Annotated in this window: 13 protein-coding genes; 9 read left to right on the top strand and 4 right to left on the bottom strand. The window is 40.1% G+C overall.

What is annotated here, in order from left to right:
• The first annotated feature begins 43 nt into the window (after positions 1 to 43).
• Both ppc and cdd read left to right on the top strand, forming a co-directional pair.
• Positions 44 to 2,689 carry a phosphoenolpyruvate carboxylase gene (ppc, locus tag QMA08_RS08510; protein ID WP_290174190.1) on the top strand — a complete coding sequence of 882 codons (2,646 nt, stop codon included), beginning with the start codon at positions 44 to 46 and terminating at the stop codon, positions 2,687 to 2,689.
• A gap of 136 nt (positions 2,690 to 2,825) precedes the next feature.
• A complete protein-coding gene (gene cdd / locus QMA08_RS08505) occupies positions 2,826 to 3,752 on the top strand; it encodes a cytidine deaminase (RefSeq protein WP_290174189.1) in 927 nt (308 codons plus the stop codon).
• A gap of 94 nt (positions 3,753 to 3,846) precedes the next feature.
• On the opposite strand, the gene udp is transcribed toward cdd, so the two are convergent.
• On the bottom strand, positions 3,847 to 4,602 hold the full coding sequence (udp, locus tag QMA08_RS08500) for a uridine phosphorylase (RefSeq protein WP_007375563.1): 756 nt from the start codon (positions 4,600 to 4,602) through the stop codon (positions 3,847 to 3,849).
• Between the two features lie 464 nt (positions 4,603 to 5,066).
• Between udp and QMA08_RS08495 the strand changes: the two genes are divergently transcribed.
• From QMA08_RS08495 to QMA08_RS08465, 7 genes are all read left to right on the top strand, one after another.
• A complete protein-coding gene (locus tag QMA08_RS08495; protein ID WP_024605708.1) occupies positions 5,067 to 6,176 on the top strand; it encodes an arginase family protein in 1,110 nt (369 codons plus the stop codon).
• A gap of 129 nt (positions 6,177 to 6,305) precedes the next feature.
• Positions 6,306 to 6,995 carry a transporter substrate-binding domain-containing protein gene (locus QMA08_RS08490; RefSeq protein ID WP_039488472.1) on the top strand — a complete coding sequence of 230 codons (690 nt, stop codon included), beginning with the start codon at positions 6,306 to 6,308 and terminating at the stop codon, positions 6,993 to 6,995.
• Positions 6,996 to 7,142: 147 nt separating this feature from the next.
• Positions 7,143 to 8,444: a hemolysin family protein gene (locus tag QMA08_RS08485; RefSeq protein ID WP_002959027.1), complete on the top strand. Its 1,302-nt coding sequence runs from the start codon at positions 7,143 to 7,145 to the stop codon at positions 8,442 to 8,444.
• Positions 8,445 to 8,729: 285 nt separating this feature from the next.
• Complete coding sequence (locus QMA08_RS08480) at positions 8,730 to 9,899, top strand: efflux RND transporter periplasmic adaptor subunit (RefSeq protein WP_024594995.1); 1,170 nt, start codon at positions 8,730 to 8,732, stop codon at positions 9,897 to 9,899.
• 12 nt (positions 9,900 to 9,911) lie between these two features.
• The gene (locus QMA08_RS08475; protein ID WP_002959029.1) at positions 9,912 to 13,046 is read left to right on the top strand and encodes an efflux RND transporter permease subunit; all 3,135 of its coding nucleotides are present in this window, start codon (positions 9,912 to 9,914) and stop codon (positions 13,044 to 13,046) included.
• Positions 13,043 to 14,461: an efflux transporter outer membrane subunit gene (locus tag QMA08_RS08470; RefSeq protein ID WP_200220658.1), complete on the top strand. Its 1,419-nt coding sequence runs from the start codon at positions 13,043 to 13,045 to the stop codon at positions 14,459 to 14,461. Before QMA08_RS08475 ends, QMA08_RS08470 begins: the two co-directional genes overlap by 4 nt.
• Positions 14,462 to 14,557: 96 nt before the next feature.
• The gene (locus QMA08_RS08465) at positions 14,558 to 15,184 is read left to right on the top strand and encodes a TetR/AcrR family transcriptional regulator (RefSeq protein WP_002959031.1); all 627 of its coding nucleotides are present in this window, start codon (positions 14,558 to 14,560) and stop codon (positions 15,182 to 15,184) included.
• Between the two features lie 66 nt (positions 15,185 to 15,250).
• Here the strand turns inward: QMA08_RS08465 and QMA08_RS08460 are convergent, their stop codons facing one another.
• Genes QMA08_RS08460 through QMA08_RS08450 form a run of 3 tightly spaced genes read right to left on the bottom strand, consistent with a single transcriptional unit; the run spans position 15,251 to position 17,948 of the window.
• Positions 15,251 to 16,363, bottom strand: a complete 1,113-nt coding sequence (locus tag QMA08_RS08460; protein WP_290174188.1) for a HupE/UreJ family protein — start codon at positions 16,361 to 16,363, stop codon at positions 15,251 to 15,253.
• A complete protein-coding gene (locus tag QMA08_RS08455) occupies positions 16,360 to 17,385 on the bottom strand; it encodes a hypothetical protein (RefSeq protein ID WP_024595872.1) in 1,026 nt (341 codons plus the stop codon). The genes QMA08_RS08460 and QMA08_RS08455 overlap by 4 nt, the downstream gene beginning before the upstream one ends.
• Before the next feature lie 53 nt (positions 17,386 to 17,438).
• Positions 17,439 to 17,948: an Ig-like domain-containing protein gene (locus QMA08_RS08450; RefSeq protein WP_290174187.1), complete on the bottom strand. Its 510-nt coding sequence runs from the start codon at positions 17,946 to 17,948 to the stop codon at positions 17,439 to 17,441.
• Between the last annotated feature and the right edge of the window lie 11 nt (positions 17,949 to 17,959).

Here is a 17,959-nt window from a genome sequence, read left to right as displayed (position 1 = left end):
TGATGATATTAATAGTGTCCTACGAAACAAAGGAGAATGAGAAATGAGTGAACAATATGCCGCCTTGCGAGGTAATGTAAATTTACTTGGGCAATTACTAGGACAAACTATTAAGGATGCTCAAGGCCAAGCTATTTTAGATAAAGTAGAAGAAATTCGGGCTTTATCTAAATCATCTCGCAGTGGTAATGAAGACGACAGACAAGCGCTAATAGACGTTTTACATGCGCTTAGTGATGAAGAGCTTTTGCCGGTTGCCCGTTCATTTAATCATTTTTTAAACCTTGCTAATGTAGCAGAACAATTTCATACCGTTTCGCGTTTTAATGACGTTGGCCTTGGTCAACAAAACCCTCTCACTCAAACATTAAAAACGTTAGTTACAAAAGCAGAACAAGGCCAGCTAGATAGTAATCATTTGGCCGAAACACTCTCAAAACTCCACATAAACTTAGTATTAACCGCCCACCCAACCGAGGTGACGCGCCGTACTATTATTAACAAACATGTTGAACTAAGTGATTGCTTAGCGTCATTAGAGCGAAAAGATAACTTACCGCTAGAGCGAGACGCTATTTTAAATCGTATTGAACAGCTTATTAGCCAGGCTTGGCATACCGACGACATTCGTCGCTCTCGCCCAACGCCAGTTGATGAAGCTAAATGGGGTTATGCGGTAATCGAAAACAGTCTTTGGCACGCTGTTCCGCGCTTTTTACGTGAATTTTCAGCCAATGTTAAAGAGCAATTAAGTTTAGAGCTACCAAAAGATTACAGCCCGATTGAGTTCACATCTTGGATGGGTGGAGACCGTGATGGAAATCCATTTGTAACATCGCAGGTTACAGCAGAGGTGCTTGACCACGGTCGTTGGATGGCGCTTAACTTATATATTCAAGATTTAAAAACGTTATGCGCTGAATTATCTATGTCAGATGCCAGTGATGAGCTTATTGAGTTGGCAGGTCAAGACTTTGAACCATACAGAGCGGTGATCAAAAAGCTTAAAAGCCAAGTTGCAGAGACCGTGGCTCACCTGGGCGCTAAAATTAAAAATAAGCGTAGCGATTCACAAGATTTAATTACCGATATTAATCAGCTTAAGCACCCTGTAGAGGTCTGCTACCGCTCGTTATTAAAGTGTAATATGAAAGTAGTTGCTGATGGCTTATTGCTTGATTTACTCTACCGTATTAATAGCTTTGGCTTGCGTTTAGCTAAACTCGATGTGCGCCAAGACTCGTCTCGTCACAGCGATGTTTTTTCTGAGCTGACTCGTTATTTAGGTTTAGGCGACTACAACCAATGGCAAGAGCAAGATAAACAAGCTTTTTTACTTACTGAGCTTAACTCTCGCAGACCGCTTATTCCAAAACATTGGCAACCAAGCCCTGATGTTCAAGAAGTGCTAGACACCTTTGACGTTATTGCTAAGCAAGACGAACAAACATTTGGCTTGTATATTATTTCGATGGCGCGAACAGCATCAGACATTTTAGCAGTACAATTATTGCTAAAAGAAAGCGGCTGTAGCTTTGATTTACCAGTAGCACCCTTGTTTGAAACACTTGACGATTTAAACGCAGGCAGTGATGTAATTACTACATTACTTGATAATGTTTGGTATCGCGGGCACATTAAAAACACCCAAAATGTAATGATTGGTTACTCTGATTCTGCTAAAGATGCCGGCATGATGGCAGCAGGTTGGGCGCAGTACGAAGCAATGGATAAACTAGTGCAGCTTGCTGATGAGCGTGGTATTGAACTTATTTTATTCCACGGACGTGGTGGCACAGTAGGGCGTGGTGGCGCACCTGCTGCACAAGCGCTGCATTCACAACCGCCAGGTTCGTTAAAAGGTGGTTTACGTGTAACCGAGCAAGGCGAGATGATCCGCTTTAAATTTGGTTTACCCGATGTAGCACTGCAAAGCTTAAATATTTACGCAGGTGCAGTACTACAAAGTAACTTATTACCGCCGCCGGAACCAAAACCGCAGTGGCGCGAAGTAATGAAGCTAATAAGTGAGGAGTCGTGTGAACACTACCGTAATGTAGTTCGCCACGATGAAAACTTTGTACCTTACTTCAGAATGGCAACGCCTGAGCTTGAGCTGTCTAAGTTGCCGCTTGGCTCGCGTCCTGCAAAACGTAATCCTAATGGTGGCGTTGAAAGCCTGCGTGCTATCCCATGGATTTTTGCGTGGAGCCAAAACCGTTTAATGCTTCCTGCATGGTTAGGTGCGTTAACTGGCTTAAAAGCTGCGCTTAATAAGTACGGCGCAGAAACACTCAACGAAATGAGCCTACAGTGGCCGTTCTTTAGATCGCGCCTAGAAATGCTAGAAATGGTATTTAGTAAAGCCGATTGCTGGTTGAGTGAGCATTACGATAATGCGCTGGTGGAAGATATGTACAAACCATTGGGTGTAACACTTCGTAAAGAGCTTCAAGAAGCCATTAGCTTGGTGCAATCACTTAGCCCACAAAAAAGCCTACTCGCCGAACAACCTTGGATTAAGGAGTCGATTAGTTTACGTAATCCGTACACCGATCCACTTAACCTATTACAAGTTGAGCTTTTACGCCGTGCTCGCTCAGAGGAAAAACGAAACGAAGGTGACATTGATAATGCGTTAATGATCACGATGACAGGTATAGCTGCAGGTATGCGTAATACCGGCTAACACTTTATTTTGTTAGGTATACCTATTGGTATTAAAAGGGAGCACGCGATGTGCTCCCTTTTTTTGCGTTAAATAGGCTGGTATTTAACATCCTAACCTTTTAAACTACTTAGCCATTGAATAATTAAAAAATATTATGGCTTCAGCAACTTTTACTGTACAGCAAGATACAGCACTTACAAATTCGCACTTCACATTAAGCGTAGCGCAAACAGCGTCATTACGTAGTCAATTAAAATCACAACGTGGCATATTAAATTCTAATAATATTAAAGCGTTATGCACGCAACTCAATGTGTCTGATGATGTATTACTACAAGGTTTAGTACCTTTAGCTTCTGAGTATGCCGTTGCGCCAGTGTCAGATTTTCATGTAGGCGCAATTGTTAAAGCGCTTGATAAAAAGGGTGAGGTAAACTTTTACTTTGGTGCAAATGTAGAGTTTGATCATCAAGCATTGAGTTTAGTGGTTCATGCAGAGCAATCGGCTATAAATAACGCATGGTTAAACGGCGCAAAAAAAATAGTTAAAATTGCGATTAGCGATGCGCCTTGTGGGTATTGTCGCCAGTTTATGAACGAACTCGCTGATGCGAAAGAGTTTGATATTTTACTTCCTGATCAGCAATTTAAACTTGCTGAATTACTGCCGCATTCATTTGGACCTACCGATTTAGGTAACGAATTTAGCTTATTTAACCCAAAACCACAGCAAGGTAATTTTAGCGCTGAAGACCTTGATGAAACCCTTGCGCGTTTTGCACTTAATGCGTACGTGCCTTACAGCCAAAACTTTAGCGCCGTAAAAATAAGTACATTTAGTGATGGTGACTTTTACGGAAGTTACGCCGAAAATGCAGCTTACAGTCCAAGTTTATCGCCACTACAAAGTGCACTAAGTCAGTTCTTTTTAGCTGGGCTTAGCTTTAACGAAAGTACGGTGAAGGGAATAACATTGCTCGAAACAGCAGGTCGTGAAAACCAGTCGCAAGTGGCAAAAGCTGTACTTGCCAGTTTTACGCATTTACCAGCACTTAAAGTAATTAGCGCACCACTTAAATAGTGGCTTGCATACAATAAAGCACAGCCGGCGCTGTGCTTTATTAAAGCGAGTCATTCTATCGAATTAAATAACTCACTAACTGCTATAACCTGTATTAATCAAGTAATACTTTAGCTGCTTCTAATACGACTGCTACAGATTTACGCTCAATTTCACCGTGGTCTACATTTGGTATTTCTTGGCGAGTACGGTTAACAAGTACGCCTGCTACACATGCTGCTTGTAATCCAAGGGCTGCACACATAGTAAATAATGTTGCCGATTCCATTTCGTAGTTCATCACGCCCAATTTTTGCCACTCTTCGCAGCTACCTTGTAGTGATTTAGGAACGTAACCAGAGTGCGTATCGTAACGCTCTTGTCCTGGGTAGAATGTATCGCTTGATGCAGTAATACCAATATGAAAATCGATATTTAGGTTTTTACATGCTTGTACCATAGCTTGTGTTGCATAAAAGTCAGATACAGCAGGGTAGCTAAGTGGTGCAAAATGTTGGCTTGCACCGTCTAAACGTACAGACGCTTGGCTAATTAAAATTTCGCCTTCGTTAATGTGTGGCTGAATTGCACCGGTTGTACCAATACGTAAAAATTTACGCACGCCAAGTTGTGCTAATTCTTCTACTGCAATCGACGTAGATGGACCACCAATACCTGTAGAACATATAACCACAGAGTGGCCGTTTAATTGACCTAAATAAACATGAAACTCGCGAGTTTGAGCAAGGCAGGTTGGGTTGTCTAGGAATTGTGAAATACGTGCTGCACGATCTGGATCGCCCGGTACAATCGCAAGTTTTGCACCTTTAAGATCGTCAATACATAGTCCTAAGTGAAATACCTTTTCCATAGCTAAGCCTTTTATAATAATTTGTTGTCAATCTAGCATCATTGCTAGAAACGTTTATCAAGTACAGGACGATTGTCCGTTTTATCTTAACTCTTCCAATAAAGCCTTAATAATTTTAAGGGCTAATTTGATTTATTCACCAACTATGAATATTCACTCAAGTACTTATATACGTAGCCTTGTTGCGCTGTTGACATGTTCAAGCAGACATAATAAGTATCACTCAAGCGCGTAACTACGATTAAATGAATGATTACAAATTTTCATTAATATCAAATAAATTCAATGATTTAAATTTGTAGTGAACACGTAAAAACTAACGTGTTTACTTATATTAAGCACTGACTTATTTAGCAAAGTGGCATTTATTTGAAGTTTAGGCATTTTTAGTGATTTTGCATAACTAATCAAAAGTAATCAAAACTAATTAGCTACGTACAGAATAAAAACCGAAGGAGTTTATTATGAGCACACAATTTGAAGCATTTAAAAACAAAGTTGAGCACTGTTTGTGCGCACCGGGTGATGGCGTATATACAGTAAATACTGCAAAAGAGCGCAAAGCCGCACTGCGTAATAAACTTTATGGACAAACTGAAAACGTTGATAATTTGTGGCGCGAGTCTTTAAACGAATTACCAAACTCACCACATAAAGCCGTTATGTTAGGTATTAGCTCCGACTGTGGCGGTGGGATATTACGCGGCGCAAACTGGGGGCCGTTGTTTGTGCGCTCAGCATTAATTGATCAGCAACCGCAGTGTCATTCGTTTGATTTGGGTGATGTACGTGTGATCCCACATTTACTTCATGACAAATACCTAAATGATGCAACCATTTCTAATTGCCAAAAAGCCTTATATGGTGATGAAGATAACGACTATTACGTAAGCCCATTATCAATCACTGAGGATGTATGCGACAGTTTTTACGCAACGTTTAAAGATAAAGGATTATTTGGTATTGGTGGCGATCACTCAATTAGTTACCCACTTACTAAAGCGTACTTAAAAGCAAAACGTGAGCAAGGTAAGCGCACGGCTATTATTCACTTTGACGCGCATACCGATTTACTTGTGGAGCGCTTAGGTATTGATTTATGTTTTGGCTCGTGGTGTACACATATTTTAGAATTTTTACCAGCACCACATCATTTAATACAATTTGGTATACGCTCAAGTGGCAAGCCTAAAGCGCATTGGGAAAATACTTTTGGTGTTAAACAGCACTGGGCACATGAAATCATTGAACGCGGCGCAGCAGCGGTTGCTGCCGACGCTATTGCACAGTTAAAAGCCGATAACGTTGATGAAATATACGTAAGCTTTGATATTGATGCACTCGATGCTGAATTTGCATCCGCCACAGGTACGCCAGAGCATCACGGTTTAACGCCTCAGCATGCGCTTGATATTTTATCAGCCATTGCGGATGAGTTTCCTATTACGGGTGCAGATATGATGGAGATAGCGCCATTTACCGACAGCTCTTTAGTTGGTCAATCAAGCTCAGAAACGACACTTAGAGAAGGCGCTAAAATTTCAGCCTTTTTAATTAGTGCGATGAACAAGTAAGCTGCAGAAGCTATAAAGGCTAGCACTATCAGCGTATAAGTGTGCATTACATAACTAAAAACTAGCAGTTCACAAAGCCTCAGCTATATTTATTAAATACATATAATGAGTTGGTTGAGGCCTCGCTAGATGAAATTGTTGATCTTTTTATTGTTCATTAGCTGTATTAAAGTTGATGCAGCTGAAATTACAATAGTAACGGAAGTATTTCCGGACTTTCAGTATATTAATGAAGATAACAAACTCGTTGGCCGCTCTGTCGATAAAGTTCATAAAGCGCTAGAAGGTACAGGTATAAATTACACTATGTTGGCGCATAGTTGGGCCATATCCTACAATGCAGCGCTACGCGATAAAAACACCTGTATATTTTCGATTGTTCGATTACCTAATAGAGAAAGTAAGTTTAACTGGGTAGGCGAACTGGAAAGCTTTGACTCTGCCATTTATGGTCTAAAATCCAGAGGTATAAAGTTAAACACTCTCAATGATGCTAAAAAATACAAAATAGCAGTACTGCGTGATAACTTTAGTCATCATTATTTGCTTGAAAGGGGCTTTAGTGAAAGCAAGCATTTATTACTCATCGATAGCCTAGATAAAATAGATAAACTCATAAGCACTCGTCACCATATACTTGATTTTGTTATCCTCAACAAAAAGCAATTTAACTATCGAGTTAAAACAGAGCCTAAGCTTGAGTTACTAGAACCATTACTTGATTTAAATACAACTCAGTCTCCGTTATTTTTTGCCTGTAATATAAATATGGATCCGGCTTTAGTTTCTCAATTAAAAGTTGCCTTTAATAAAATTTAAGCACTTTAAACTCACTGTTTTACCCCTTAAATAATTGAAAATTAATAGCTTAAATATATTTCGTAAATATAAATTGCTGCGTTTAAAAAACCGATTATAATCCAGCTGCTTTTTGTTTAAAAAAGCGCTAACTTATTGGAGCGTTAAATGGGTGATTTAATCGGGATTAGCTTATTGATCTTGATCAGTGCGTTGTTTGCTATGTCAGAAATAGCAATTGCAGCGTCGCGTAAAATAAAACTGCGAGTAATGGCAGATGAAGGAAATATAAAAGCAGCAGCGGTATTAAAGCTACAAGAAAATCCAGGGGCTTTTTTTGCCATGATCCAAATAGCACTCAACGCGATTGCGATATTGGGTGGTATTGTGGGCGAGCAGGCTTTATCGCCTTATGTTGAAAGTGTTTTAGTGCTTTTTTATCAAGGTGCACACTTAGAAAAAATTAGCTTTTTATTCTCATTTTTTACTATTACATCTCTGTTTATCTTGTTCGCCGATTTAATGCCAAAGCGTTTAGCGATGATCATGCCAGAAGCTGTCGCTGTTAGAGTCGTTACAATAATGCGCTGGGTAACCTTTGCCTTAACTCCGCTAGTGATGTTTTTTAATGGGGTAACGAACTTTGTGCTGCGCTTATTTAAAGTGCCTGCTGAGCGAGAAGACAACGTTACAACTGAGGACATTGTTGCCATGATGGAAGCGGGTGCTGCATATGGTAGTTTGCAAAAGCAAGAGTATGAACTCATTGGTAATGTGTTTGACCTAGAAGCGCGGTTTTTATCAAGCGTAATGACGCCACGCGACCAAATTGTCTATTTTGATTTAAACGAATCTAGCCATGATATTGCGACCAAAATTATTGACCACCCTCATAATCACTTTTTAGTGGTGTCAGGAAATTTAGATAAATTGCATGGCTCTGTTGAATCTAAAGATATTTTACGACAAGTACTAAAAGGCGAAGCCGCCAATATAAACGATGAGCTGATTGATAAAGATGTTTTTTACTTACCGGAAACATTAAGCCTATCAGAAGCCTTAAATGCGTTTAAAAGCGCAGCAAAGCCATTTGCTGTTGTCGTAAACGAATACGCGCTTTCGGTAGGTATTGTAACGGTAAAAGACTTAATGAAAGGGTTTATGGGTGATTTAATTACTCATCAAGGTGATGAATTAATTATAGAGCGCGATAAAAATTCATGGCTTGTAGATGGGTTAACTCCAATTACCGATTTAGCAAAGGTACTTGATATAGAAGAATTTCCAGATCAGATGCACTATGAAACTGTCGCTGGATTTTTAATTTACAGTATGAAGCGAATCCCTAAACGTGCAGAGCATTTAACTTTTTCAGGCTTTAAGTTTGAAGTTGTTGATGTAGAGGGCATTAGGGTAGAGCAGTTGTTAGTTTCAAGAGTTATTAATCCACAGAACGACAACCCCCTTTAAAAAAGTAAGATAGTCGTTTATATAAATAGCCAAGCTGTTTTTGCTTGGCTTTTTTGTGCCTATTTAAAAGTTCTGTGCTTAAAATGAGTGGTTATTTCAATCTGTTTAATTGCTTTATTTTCAAACAGCTTTGATTCTATTTTCATCAAATTAACATTAAATGCTACCTAAGGCGTATATTGTATTCAATAGTGTAAGTTTGTGTAAATTTCTCCTTATTAAGATTCATTATCAGCGCATTTTAATTTAGAATGATCGTTCACTCTAAACTAAAAGGTATTTAACATGCAGCGTTCCCGCATCGCTTTATTTGTATTATCAGCCCTCGTCGGTTCTGTTGCTTTAACTGGTTGTGATCAGGCTGCTGAGCAGTCACAAGCTTCAGCTCCTAAAGCTGTCCCAGTGGGTGTAATTACAGTAAAAAGCCAAGCGCTTACTCTCAAAAAAGAACTTCCTGGTCGCATTAGTGCATTTCAAATTGCTGAAATTCGTCCACAAGTAAGTGGTATTGTGCAATCTCGTTTATTTGTTGAAGGTAATGAGGTTAAACAAGGCCAAGCACTGTATCAAATAGACCCTGCTACATTTGAAGCAGACTTAGCAGCAAGTGAAGCAAGCGTAGCGCGCGCAGAGGCAAGCATTGCCAGCTCTAAATCAAAAGCATCGCGTTATAAAGAACTTTTAAAAATTAAAGCGGTGAGCCAACAAGATTTTGATGAAGCAGATGCCGCATACAAGCAAGCTAATGCTGAATTATTAACAGCTAAAGCGCAGTTAAAATCAGCGCAAATTAATCTCGATTACAGCCACGTCTCTTCTCCTATTAGTGGTCAAATTAGTAAATCAAGCGTAACAGTGGGTGCACTTGTAAGTGCCAATCAAAGTACAGCACTTGCTACAGTAACTCAGCTTGATCCAATTTATATCGATTTAACACAATCAAGTAATGAGCTTACTCAACTTAAAAAAGCAATATCATCAGGTGCTCTAACTGTCGATTCGGCTAGTCAAACTGACGTTGAACTTATTATGGAAGATGGCTCTATTTATCCTCATAAAGGCACATTGCAGTTTTCTGAAGTGACAGTTGATCCAAGTACTGGCTCAGTAACACTGCGTGCTAAATTTTCAAACCCAGAAAAATTATTACTGCCTGGCATGTATGCCCGAGCTTCTATTGTGGAAGGTGTTAAGGCGGGTGCTATTTTAGCTCCGCAACGTGGCGTTAGCCGTAATTCAAAAGGCGAACCAACAGCAATGGTTGTCAGTAAAGACAACACAGTAGAAAGCCGCGTATTGAAAGTAGATAGAACTATTGGTTCTGATTGGCTTGTTACTGATGGCCTAAGTGATGGCGATAAGTTAATAGTTGAAGGTTTACAAAAAATCCGCCCTGGTGCACCTGTGAACCCATCTGAAATTCAATCGTCTGCTAAAGCCGATCAAGCGCAATAACGGAGAGTTTTAATGTCACGATTTTTTATCGATAGACCGATATTTGCTTGGGTACTCGCTATTGTAGTGATGCTTGCAGGTATTTTGGCGATTAGGAGTTTACCTATTTCGCAGTATCCTTCAATTGCACCACCTGCAGTGAGTATTACTGCAACGTACCCTGGTGCATCTGCACGAACACTTGAAGATACGGTAACGCAAGTTATTGAGCAAAAAATGAAAGGGCTTGATGGCTTGCTTTATATGTCATCTACGTCTGAGTCGAGTGGTTCAGCAACGCTTACTCTTTCATTTAGTGCCGAGACTGATCCAGATATTGCACAAGTTCAAGTGCAAAATAAACTAGCGACAGCAACTCCACTATTACCAGAAGCCGTACAAAGGCAAGGTGTGGTAGTTGCAAAATCAGCGCGTAACTTTTTAATGGTTTATGCTTTTGTGTCTAAAGATGGCAGCATGACTAATATTGATATTGGCGATTATGTTTCATCGAACGTGCAAGACATTGTCTCGCGTGTTGAAGGCGTAGGTGAAGTACAGCTGTTTGGTTCTCAGTACGCGATGCGTATTTGGTTAGACCCTGCAAAGTTACAAAATTATAAGCTTACACCTGCTGATATTAGTGCATCAATTAGTGCGCAAAATGCACAAGTATCTGCCGGTCAACTTGGCGGTATGCCTGCCGTTGATGGTCAGCAACTTAATGCAACAGTAACGGCGCAAAGCCGATTACAAACGCCAGAGCAATTTAAACAAATATTAGTTAAAACCAATCCAGATGGCTCTTTTGTACGTCTAGAGGACGTTGCTAAAGTAGAGCTTGGCGGTGAAAGCTACCGCGTTGTTGCTCGTTACGATGGGCAACCTGCATCAGGTTTAGGTATTAAATTAGCCAGTGGCGCTAACGCACTTGATACCGCAGAGGGCGTTAAAAAAGCAATTGAAGAGCTAAAACCGTTTTTCCCTGAAGGGTTAGATGCTGTTATACCTTACGATACAACGCCGTTTGTATCGTTATCTATCGAAAAAGTTATTCATACATTAATTGAAGCTGTTGTACTTGTTTTTGTAGTTATGTATTTGTTCCTACAAAACTTTAGGGCAACACTTATTCCAACTATTGCCGTACCTGTGGTTTTACTAGGTACATTTGGTATTTTATACACCTTTGGTTATTCAATAAATACGCTGACAATGTTTGCGATGGTACTTGCCATAGGCTTATTGGTAGATGATGCAATTGTTGTTGTAGAAAATGTTGAGCGTTTAATGACCGAGGAAAAACTCTCGGCACTTGAAGCTACACGTAAATCTATGGATGAAATTAAAGGCGCGCTGGTAGGTATTGCTATGGTGCTTTCTGCGGTATTTATTCCAATGGCATTCTTTAGTGGCTCTACCGGTATAATTTATCGTCAGTTTTCTATAACACTCGTATCGGCGATGGGGTTATCTGTTTTGGTGGCTCTTATTTTAACGCCAGCATTGTGTGCAACGCTTTTAAAACCAAGCCATGTACATACCAATGACACGTTGTTTGGCCGATTTTTTACAGGCTTTAACCGTGGTTTTGATAAAACAAATTCAGGTGCACAAAGCTTTGTAGGTCGCATGCTTACTCACTCTAAACGTTACTTACTTATTTATGGCGTGATTGTGGGCGGTATGGTTTATGTATTTTCAAGCTTGCCAACGGCATTTTTGCCTGACGAAGACCAAGGTATTTTGTTTAACCAAGTGTCATTACCAGCGGGTTCTACAACACAACAAACACTTGAGGTTGTTAAAAAGGTAGAAAACCACTTTTTAAACGATCAATCTGAAGCAGTAAACGGTATTTTTACCGTGACTGGTTTTAGTTTTGCAGGTTCTGGCCAAAACTCAGCAATTGCCTTTGTAAATCTTAAACATTGGGATGAGCGTCAGCGTGACGAGTTATCTGTTCAAGGTGTTGCAGGTAAAGCGATGGGCTACTTTTCAACGATAAAAGAAGCATTTGTTTTTGCCTTTCCGCCACCTGCAATTGTTGAACTGGGGACTGCTAATGGCTTCAATATTTTCTTACAAGACCGTGTAGGCCTTGGCCATGACGCACTTTTAGCTGCACGAAATCAGTTATTAGGTTTAGCAAGCCAAAGTCCAATTTTAGCGGGCGTGCGTCCAAATGGACAAGAAGATATGCCAGAGCTACAACTTGATACAGACCTTGCAAAAGCCGAAGCGCTTGGCGTGTCGCAAAACGATATTAACAGTACACTTTCAACAGCATGGGGTAGTAGTTATGTAAATGACTTTATTGACCGTGGTCGAGTGAAAAAAGTGTATATGCAAGGTGATGCACAATCTCGCATGGTGCCTGAGGATCTAAATAAGTGGTATGTGCGCAATGATAATGGCGATATGGTGCCGTTTTCAGCGTTTGCTAGTGCCTACTGGACGTATGGTTCGCCGCGTTTAGAGCGTTACAATGGTTTTTCAGCAATGGAAATTCAAGGTAGTGCAGCGCCGGGTTACAGTACAGGCCAAGCAATGGATGAAATGGAGCGTTTAGTTAAACAATTACCAAATGGTATTTCGTCTGAGTGGACCGGTATTTCATTCCAAGAGCGCTCTAGTAGCGGTCAAGCACCTCTACTATATGGCCTATCGCTGCTGTTTGTATTTTTATGTTTAGCCGCGCTTTATGAAAGTTGGTCGGTACCGTTTGCGGTAATGATGATTGTGCCACTGGGTATATTTGGTGCAATTATGGCAGCGCTTGGCGGTGGCTTATCTAACGATATTTACTTGCAGGTAGGCTTGTTAACCACCATTGGTTTGGCATCTAAAAATGCGATACTAATTGTAGAGTTTGCGATTCATAAAATGGAAGAAGGGCTTGGCTTAGTTGATGCGGCTATTGCTGCTGTTCGCCTTCGTTTGCGTCCAATACTTATGACTTCGATGGCCTTTATTTGTGGTGTTTTACCGCTTGCTATTGCCTCAAGCGCGGGTTCTGGTGCGCAAAATGCGTTAGGTATTTCGATTATTGGCGGCACACTTGCATCATCAATATTAGTTGTTGTTTTTGTACCGTTATTCTTTGTGTTAGTGCGCCGTGTATTTCCTGGCAAAGCTAAAGAGACAACGAAGGAGAGCGCAGAATGAGCATTAAAACATTCAGCCTAAGTGCAATTGCTTTATTGGTGCTAAGTGGTTGCCAATTAGCGCCAGAGCAAAAAGACCTTGCCCTACCAGTATCTGATGCTTATGCATCAGGTACTGGGCAAAGCGCTGCGCAGCAATTAAATTGGCAGCAGTTTTTTAATGACGAAAAACTACAAACGTTAATTAGTCAAAGCCTTGAGCATAACAAAGACATGCAAATTGCAGTGCTTAATGTGCAGCGTGTGCGTGGTTTATATCAAATTGAAGACTCTGCTTTGTATCCATCACTTGATTTAAATGCCTCAGGTACGCGCCAACGTTTACCGGCTGACTTATCAGGTACTGGCGATGCAGCTATTAGCTCGCAATACAGTGCAACAGTGGGTATTACCTCTTACGAGTTAGATATTTGGGGCAAAGTACGCAATCAATCAGCGCAAGCACTGCAAAACTTATACTCTACAGAGCTTAGCCAATACAGCACGCAGGTGTCTTTAATTTCAGAGTTGGCAAATGCGTGGCTAAATTATGCAACTGATTTGCAACTGCTAGAGCTTGCAAAAGAAACGCTTACCTCTCAGCAAGAGTCATTATCGCTTACGCAAAAAAGCTTTGATTTAGGTGCGACGTCTTCAATTACCCTTGAGCAGCTTAAAAGCACAGTTGCTACGGCAAAAGTAGACATAGCAACGTACAAACGTTTGTTAAAGCGTGATAAAAGTGCCTTAGATTTATTAGTAGGTAAATCTGTTTCAGCTGATTTACTGCCTAATAAAGACCTGACTAACTTGATCAGTATGCCAGAAGTACCCGTTGGTTTACCGTCTGACTTGTTATCGCAGCGCCCTGATATTAAAGCCGCTGAGCATTTAATGCTTGCTGCAAATGCCAATATTGGTATTGCACGTGCGGCGTTTTATCCAAGCATTAGCTTAACAGCCAATGCCGGCTCTGCTTCAAGTGATTTAAGTGGCTTGTTTGATTCAGGCTCGGGTACATGGAGTTTTGTGCCGTCAATTAGCTTACCTATTTTTAATATGGGACGTAACCAAGCAAATCTTGATGTAGCAAAAGCAGATCAAGAAATTGCGGTAGCAACGTATCAGCAAAAAATTCAAAATGCATTTCGCGAAGTTGCTGATGCACTTGCCGATAGAGAGGGCTACCAAGAGCAATTAAGTGCCCTTGATATGCTTATAAGTAGTCGACAAATCACGTTTGATTTATCAAAAATGCGTTACGAAAAAGGTGCAGATAGCTACTTGCAAGTACTTGATGCTCAGCGTACATGGTACGGCGCACAACAGCAGTTAATTGCGGGTCAGCAAGCGTATCTTGCGAGTCAAATTAACTTGTACAAAGCGCTTGGTGGCGGATGGAATGTAGCCAGTGAAACAACTCAGGAAGAGAAATAATATTTGCGGCTTTTAAAGCCGCATTACATATTTATATGGCGAGACTATTTATAGCTCTTGCTTTACTGAGTTTATGACTTGGTAGTGGAGTTGAACATGAAGCCTAAAGCAAAAAGGCAAACAGATCCCGCGATAGCACTTGCTAGGCGTGAGCAAATTTTAACAGCTGCTGCAGAGTGTTTTCGCCGTAAAGGTTACCACGGTGCAGGTATGGCAGAAATATCTAAAACGGCAGGGATGAGTGCAGGCCATATTTATAATTACTTTGAAAGCAAAGAAGCGATTATAGAAAGCATTATTGAAAAAGACATGGAAGAAATGTTCTCTATCTTTCAAAAGTTTGAAGATCACCCTGGTGATGTTTTGGCGGCTCTTTTAGATGGTTTAAATATTGGCGTGCAAAGACATATGGATACAGGCTCGTGTGTTATCGATTTAGATATGATGGCAGAAGCGGGTCGTAATATTAAAGTCGCTACTCTTTTGCGTGAAACCGATATTCAAGCAAGAGGGCGCATGAGGCAGCTTTTAACAAGCGAGCGAAGTGCGCTCAAAGACATTGATGAGCGTGAACTTGAAAGCCGAATTAATGTTATTTTTTCGATGATGGCAGGGTTATTACTTAGAAAGTTACTCTACCCTGAGCTAACCGAAGAAACGGTACTCATAGCGCTTCGCCCTGCGATGAAAACATTACTGATGCCATTTGATAAAGCGCAGTAACGCTCAAAATAGATAACTAAAAAGTAAGCTAGCCAATATTTTGGCTAGCTTTTTTATTTATACTATTTAAAAACGCTCGATTGACCACTGAAGTGCAACAATTGCGATAGCAACGGAGCCCATTGGCATTACCCACTTTTTATACCAAGTGTAGTGTCGTACATAAATGAGTATTGGTAAGGCTATCAGTAATATACTAAGTTGACCGATTTCGACGCCTAAATTAAACGCCAATATACTGAGCAGTTGATAGTCGCTCGACAGGCCAAGCTCGCCAAGTACGCTCGCAAATCCCATCCCATGTAGTAAACCAAAAGCAAAAGTAAGCCAACCTAAACGAAGTATCAGCGGCCACACATTATTTAATGCTGCAAATAAAACCGATATAGCAATTCCAAGCTCTACCCAGCGACTATTTGGTGAGACTAAGTTCATAGCGGTGGCGGTAAGCGTAATAGAGTGCGCAAGCGTAAACGCGGTTACTATCCATGCTGTGTGTTTAATAATGTGTTTTTTAGAGCTAATACCTTGCCATGCTTTATCACTGCGTTTTAAAACACAGGTAAGTAACAAAGCGATTAAAAATAAAATATGATCAACACCAATCCAAATATGTAAAACACCCTGGTACACGTATTGATTAAAGGTACTTAAATAACTTGTTTGCTCAAAGCTGAACGTCTGTTGTGCCTCAATGATATTAAATACACGAGATACACCGTTAATATTTACGATGGATTTATGGTTAGCATCAGTTTTAAAAAAAGCGGAATAGGAAAGGGTGATTGCTTCATTATCATCACAGCTAAACTGCAGCGGAATCACTAAATATGGTTGGTTAAAATGGTTATCTAGCTGATAGATACCTTCACTTTTTAAAGGGCATATTTGCGCGCTTTGCGTGATATTTAAATTTTCTTTAATGAAGTTATTTATTGAGCTGCGTTTTGCTTTTATTTCTGTCCACGAAATTTGGCCGTTTTTATCTAAATCCAGAGGCACTGCGTGCTCTAAGTCGGCAATATTTATTTGCCAGGTACCCGTGTATAGATTTTTGTTGGTGTCGTTATTGTGCTCGCTATTTAAGGTTATATAACTTGTACTTAGTTGATGGGCAAAGCTGTAAGTTGAAAAAATGCACAGCATTAAAGTGAGTATAAATAGATAAGGCGTTTTCATAGTGTATCTCGTTGCATCGCTTTTGCTTGAATAAGTAATTGCTCATCGGTGCTCATTTTAGCCTGCTGGCAATTAATATGAGCCCAGTAAAGTGCTTTTTCGCGATTTGGTTGTACATCAAGGTAATATTTAGCTAAGTCACTTGCATGAAAAGAATCTTTACGAAGCTCTCGTAGCGTAACTCTTTGCGCCATTGTATTTTGCCATTTTTTATCGCGTTTATTCAGTTTTTTTTCTGCGATTGAAAGTCTTAGCAAAATAGCATCTTCTAAATTGCCTTTATCAGGAAGCAGTACGCTTAATGTATTTAATACTTGTTGTGGTTGGTTTAGAGCAATTTGAATATCGGCCCATAAAACAATTAGGCTCACAGGGGCTTGAACTAAATCTACACTTTGTAAGTGAGACAATGCTTGTTTGTAGTTATTTAAACGATAGCTCATTTCACTTAAAACATGGTTTGTAGCTAGGCTAGTTTGATTATTATTTATAATTTTTACTAATGCTTGGTAGCTGTCTAAAACGCTTTCATGTTGGCTTTGTACATCAAGTACACAGGTGCTAGCAGTAATAGTGCTTACGTGCCCAATTAAAGCGACGCAGTGCTTTTTTGCTTGTGCAAACTTACCTTGAGTCATAAATATATTGGCTAGCAATAAATGGCTATTACTATGCTGTGGCTCTTTAATTAAAACGTTGTTAGCAATATCAATAGCTTCGTTGAAAAGGTGCTCTTTTTGTAAAACGCGAGCATATAAGTAACCAATTTGAGATGAGGGTGTGTGTTTATATAGCTGGGCTAAACGGGTTTTAAGTAGCCCCTGTAAACGCTCTGTTTGGCCTACATATTGGCTGTTAGTGACTAATGTATTTATTTCCTCAACAGACAGAGAAGCACTAAGCGTTGAATTACTGTTAGCAATAACTGCATCATCTTTTGGAGTAAAAGGCGCAGCGCTTAATGCAAAGGTCGTTAGGCATAAAGTAATAAATGCGACGGACTTAAAAATTGATAAATGCATTATAAATATCCTTTGAAAAAAGCCATCCATGGCCTGTCAGCTTAATTACTTGGTTAGTTACCGTTTGTTGAAATTAATCCATCAACATCGGTATCAATGTTTGTAAACACCCGACCGTTAACAGTTAACGGCTCTGCATTTGGCGCTTGATTAAATGCATCGGTTGCAAATTGAGCAAAGTCGACTTGTAGTGCGTCAATTGTAATGTTTACTATTGCAGTTACTTGCGAATTAACGCCATCACTTACACCAAACATAAAACTATCTGAACCTGTCACTTCTTTATTTGGTGTATAGGTAAAGTTACCGTCGCTATTAACGGTAACAGTTCCAAGAGTTGGCTCACTTGTTAACGAATAAGTAAGCGAATCGCCATCATTGTCGGTTGCGCTAAGCATATCGGTAATGCTTACCTCAGTTTGTGTAGTTAGCATTGCATCACTTGCGGTAGGCGCTGTGTTTACAACCGGTGTAGGTTGTTTTTTATCGTCATCGCTACTACATGCTCCCAATGTTAATGCACTGAGGAGAACACAAATATGGGTAGTTTTTAAATTACGCATTATTTTACTCC

This window comes from Pseudoalteromonas sp. APC 3355 (assembly GCF_030407615.1).
Taxonomy (GTDB): Bacteria; Pseudomonadota; Gammaproteobacteria; order Enterobacterales; family Alteromonadaceae; genus Pseudoalteromonas; species Pseudoalteromonas distincta.
The sequence above is the reverse complement of the archived record's forward strand: the minus strand, read 5'-3'. Positions and strand labels throughout refer to the sequence as shown.

Coding starts and splice junctions, on each gene's coding strand:
- QMA08_RS08450 (WP_290174187.1), bottom strand. CDS start 17,948: ATGCGTAATTTAAAAACTACCCATATTTGTGTTCTCCTCAGTGCATTA.
- QMA08_RS08460 (WP_290174188.1), bottom strand. CDS start 16,363: ATGAAAACGCCTTATCTATTTATACTCACTTTAATGCTGTGCATTTTT.
- QMA08_RS08485 (WP_002959027.1), top strand. CDS start 7,143: ATGGGTGATTTAATCGGGATTAGCTTATTGATCTTGATCAGTGCGTTG.
- udp (WP_007375563.1), bottom strand. CDS start 4,602: ATGGAAAAGGTATTTCACTTAGGACTATGTATTGACGATCTTAAAGGT.
- QMA08_RS08470 (WP_200220658.1), top strand. CDS start 13,043: ATGAGCATTAAAACATTCAGCCTAAGTGCAATTGCTTTATTGGTGCTA.
- QMA08_RS08495 (WP_024605708.1), top strand. CDS start 5,067: ATGAGCACACAATTTGAAGCATTTAAAAACAAAGTTGAGCACTGTTTG.
- QMA08_RS08455 (WP_024595872.1), bottom strand. CDS start 17,385: ATGCATTTATCAATTTTTAAGTCCGTCGCATTTATTACTTTATGCCTA.
- QMA08_RS08465 (WP_002959031.1), top strand. CDS start 14,558: ATGAAGCCTAAAGCAAAAAGGCAAACAGATCCCGCGATAGCACTTGCT.
- QMA08_RS08490 (WP_039488472.1), top strand. CDS start 6,306: ATGAAATTGTTGATCTTTTTATTGTTCATTAGCTGTATTAAAGTTGAT.
- QMA08_RS08475 (WP_002959029.1), top strand. CDS start 9,912: ATGTCACGATTTTTTATCGATAGACCGATATTTGCTTGGGTACTCGCT.
- cdd (WP_290174189.1), top strand. CDS start 2,826: ATGGCTTCAGCAACTTTTACTGTACAGCAAGATACAGCACTTACAAAT.
- ppc (WP_290174190.1), top strand. CDS start 44: ATGAGTGAACAATATGCCGCCTTGCGAGGTAATGTAAATTTACTTGGG.
- QMA08_RS08480 (WP_024594995.1), top strand. CDS start 8,730: ATGCAGCGTTCCCGCATCGCTTTATTTGTATTATCAGCCCTCGTCGGT.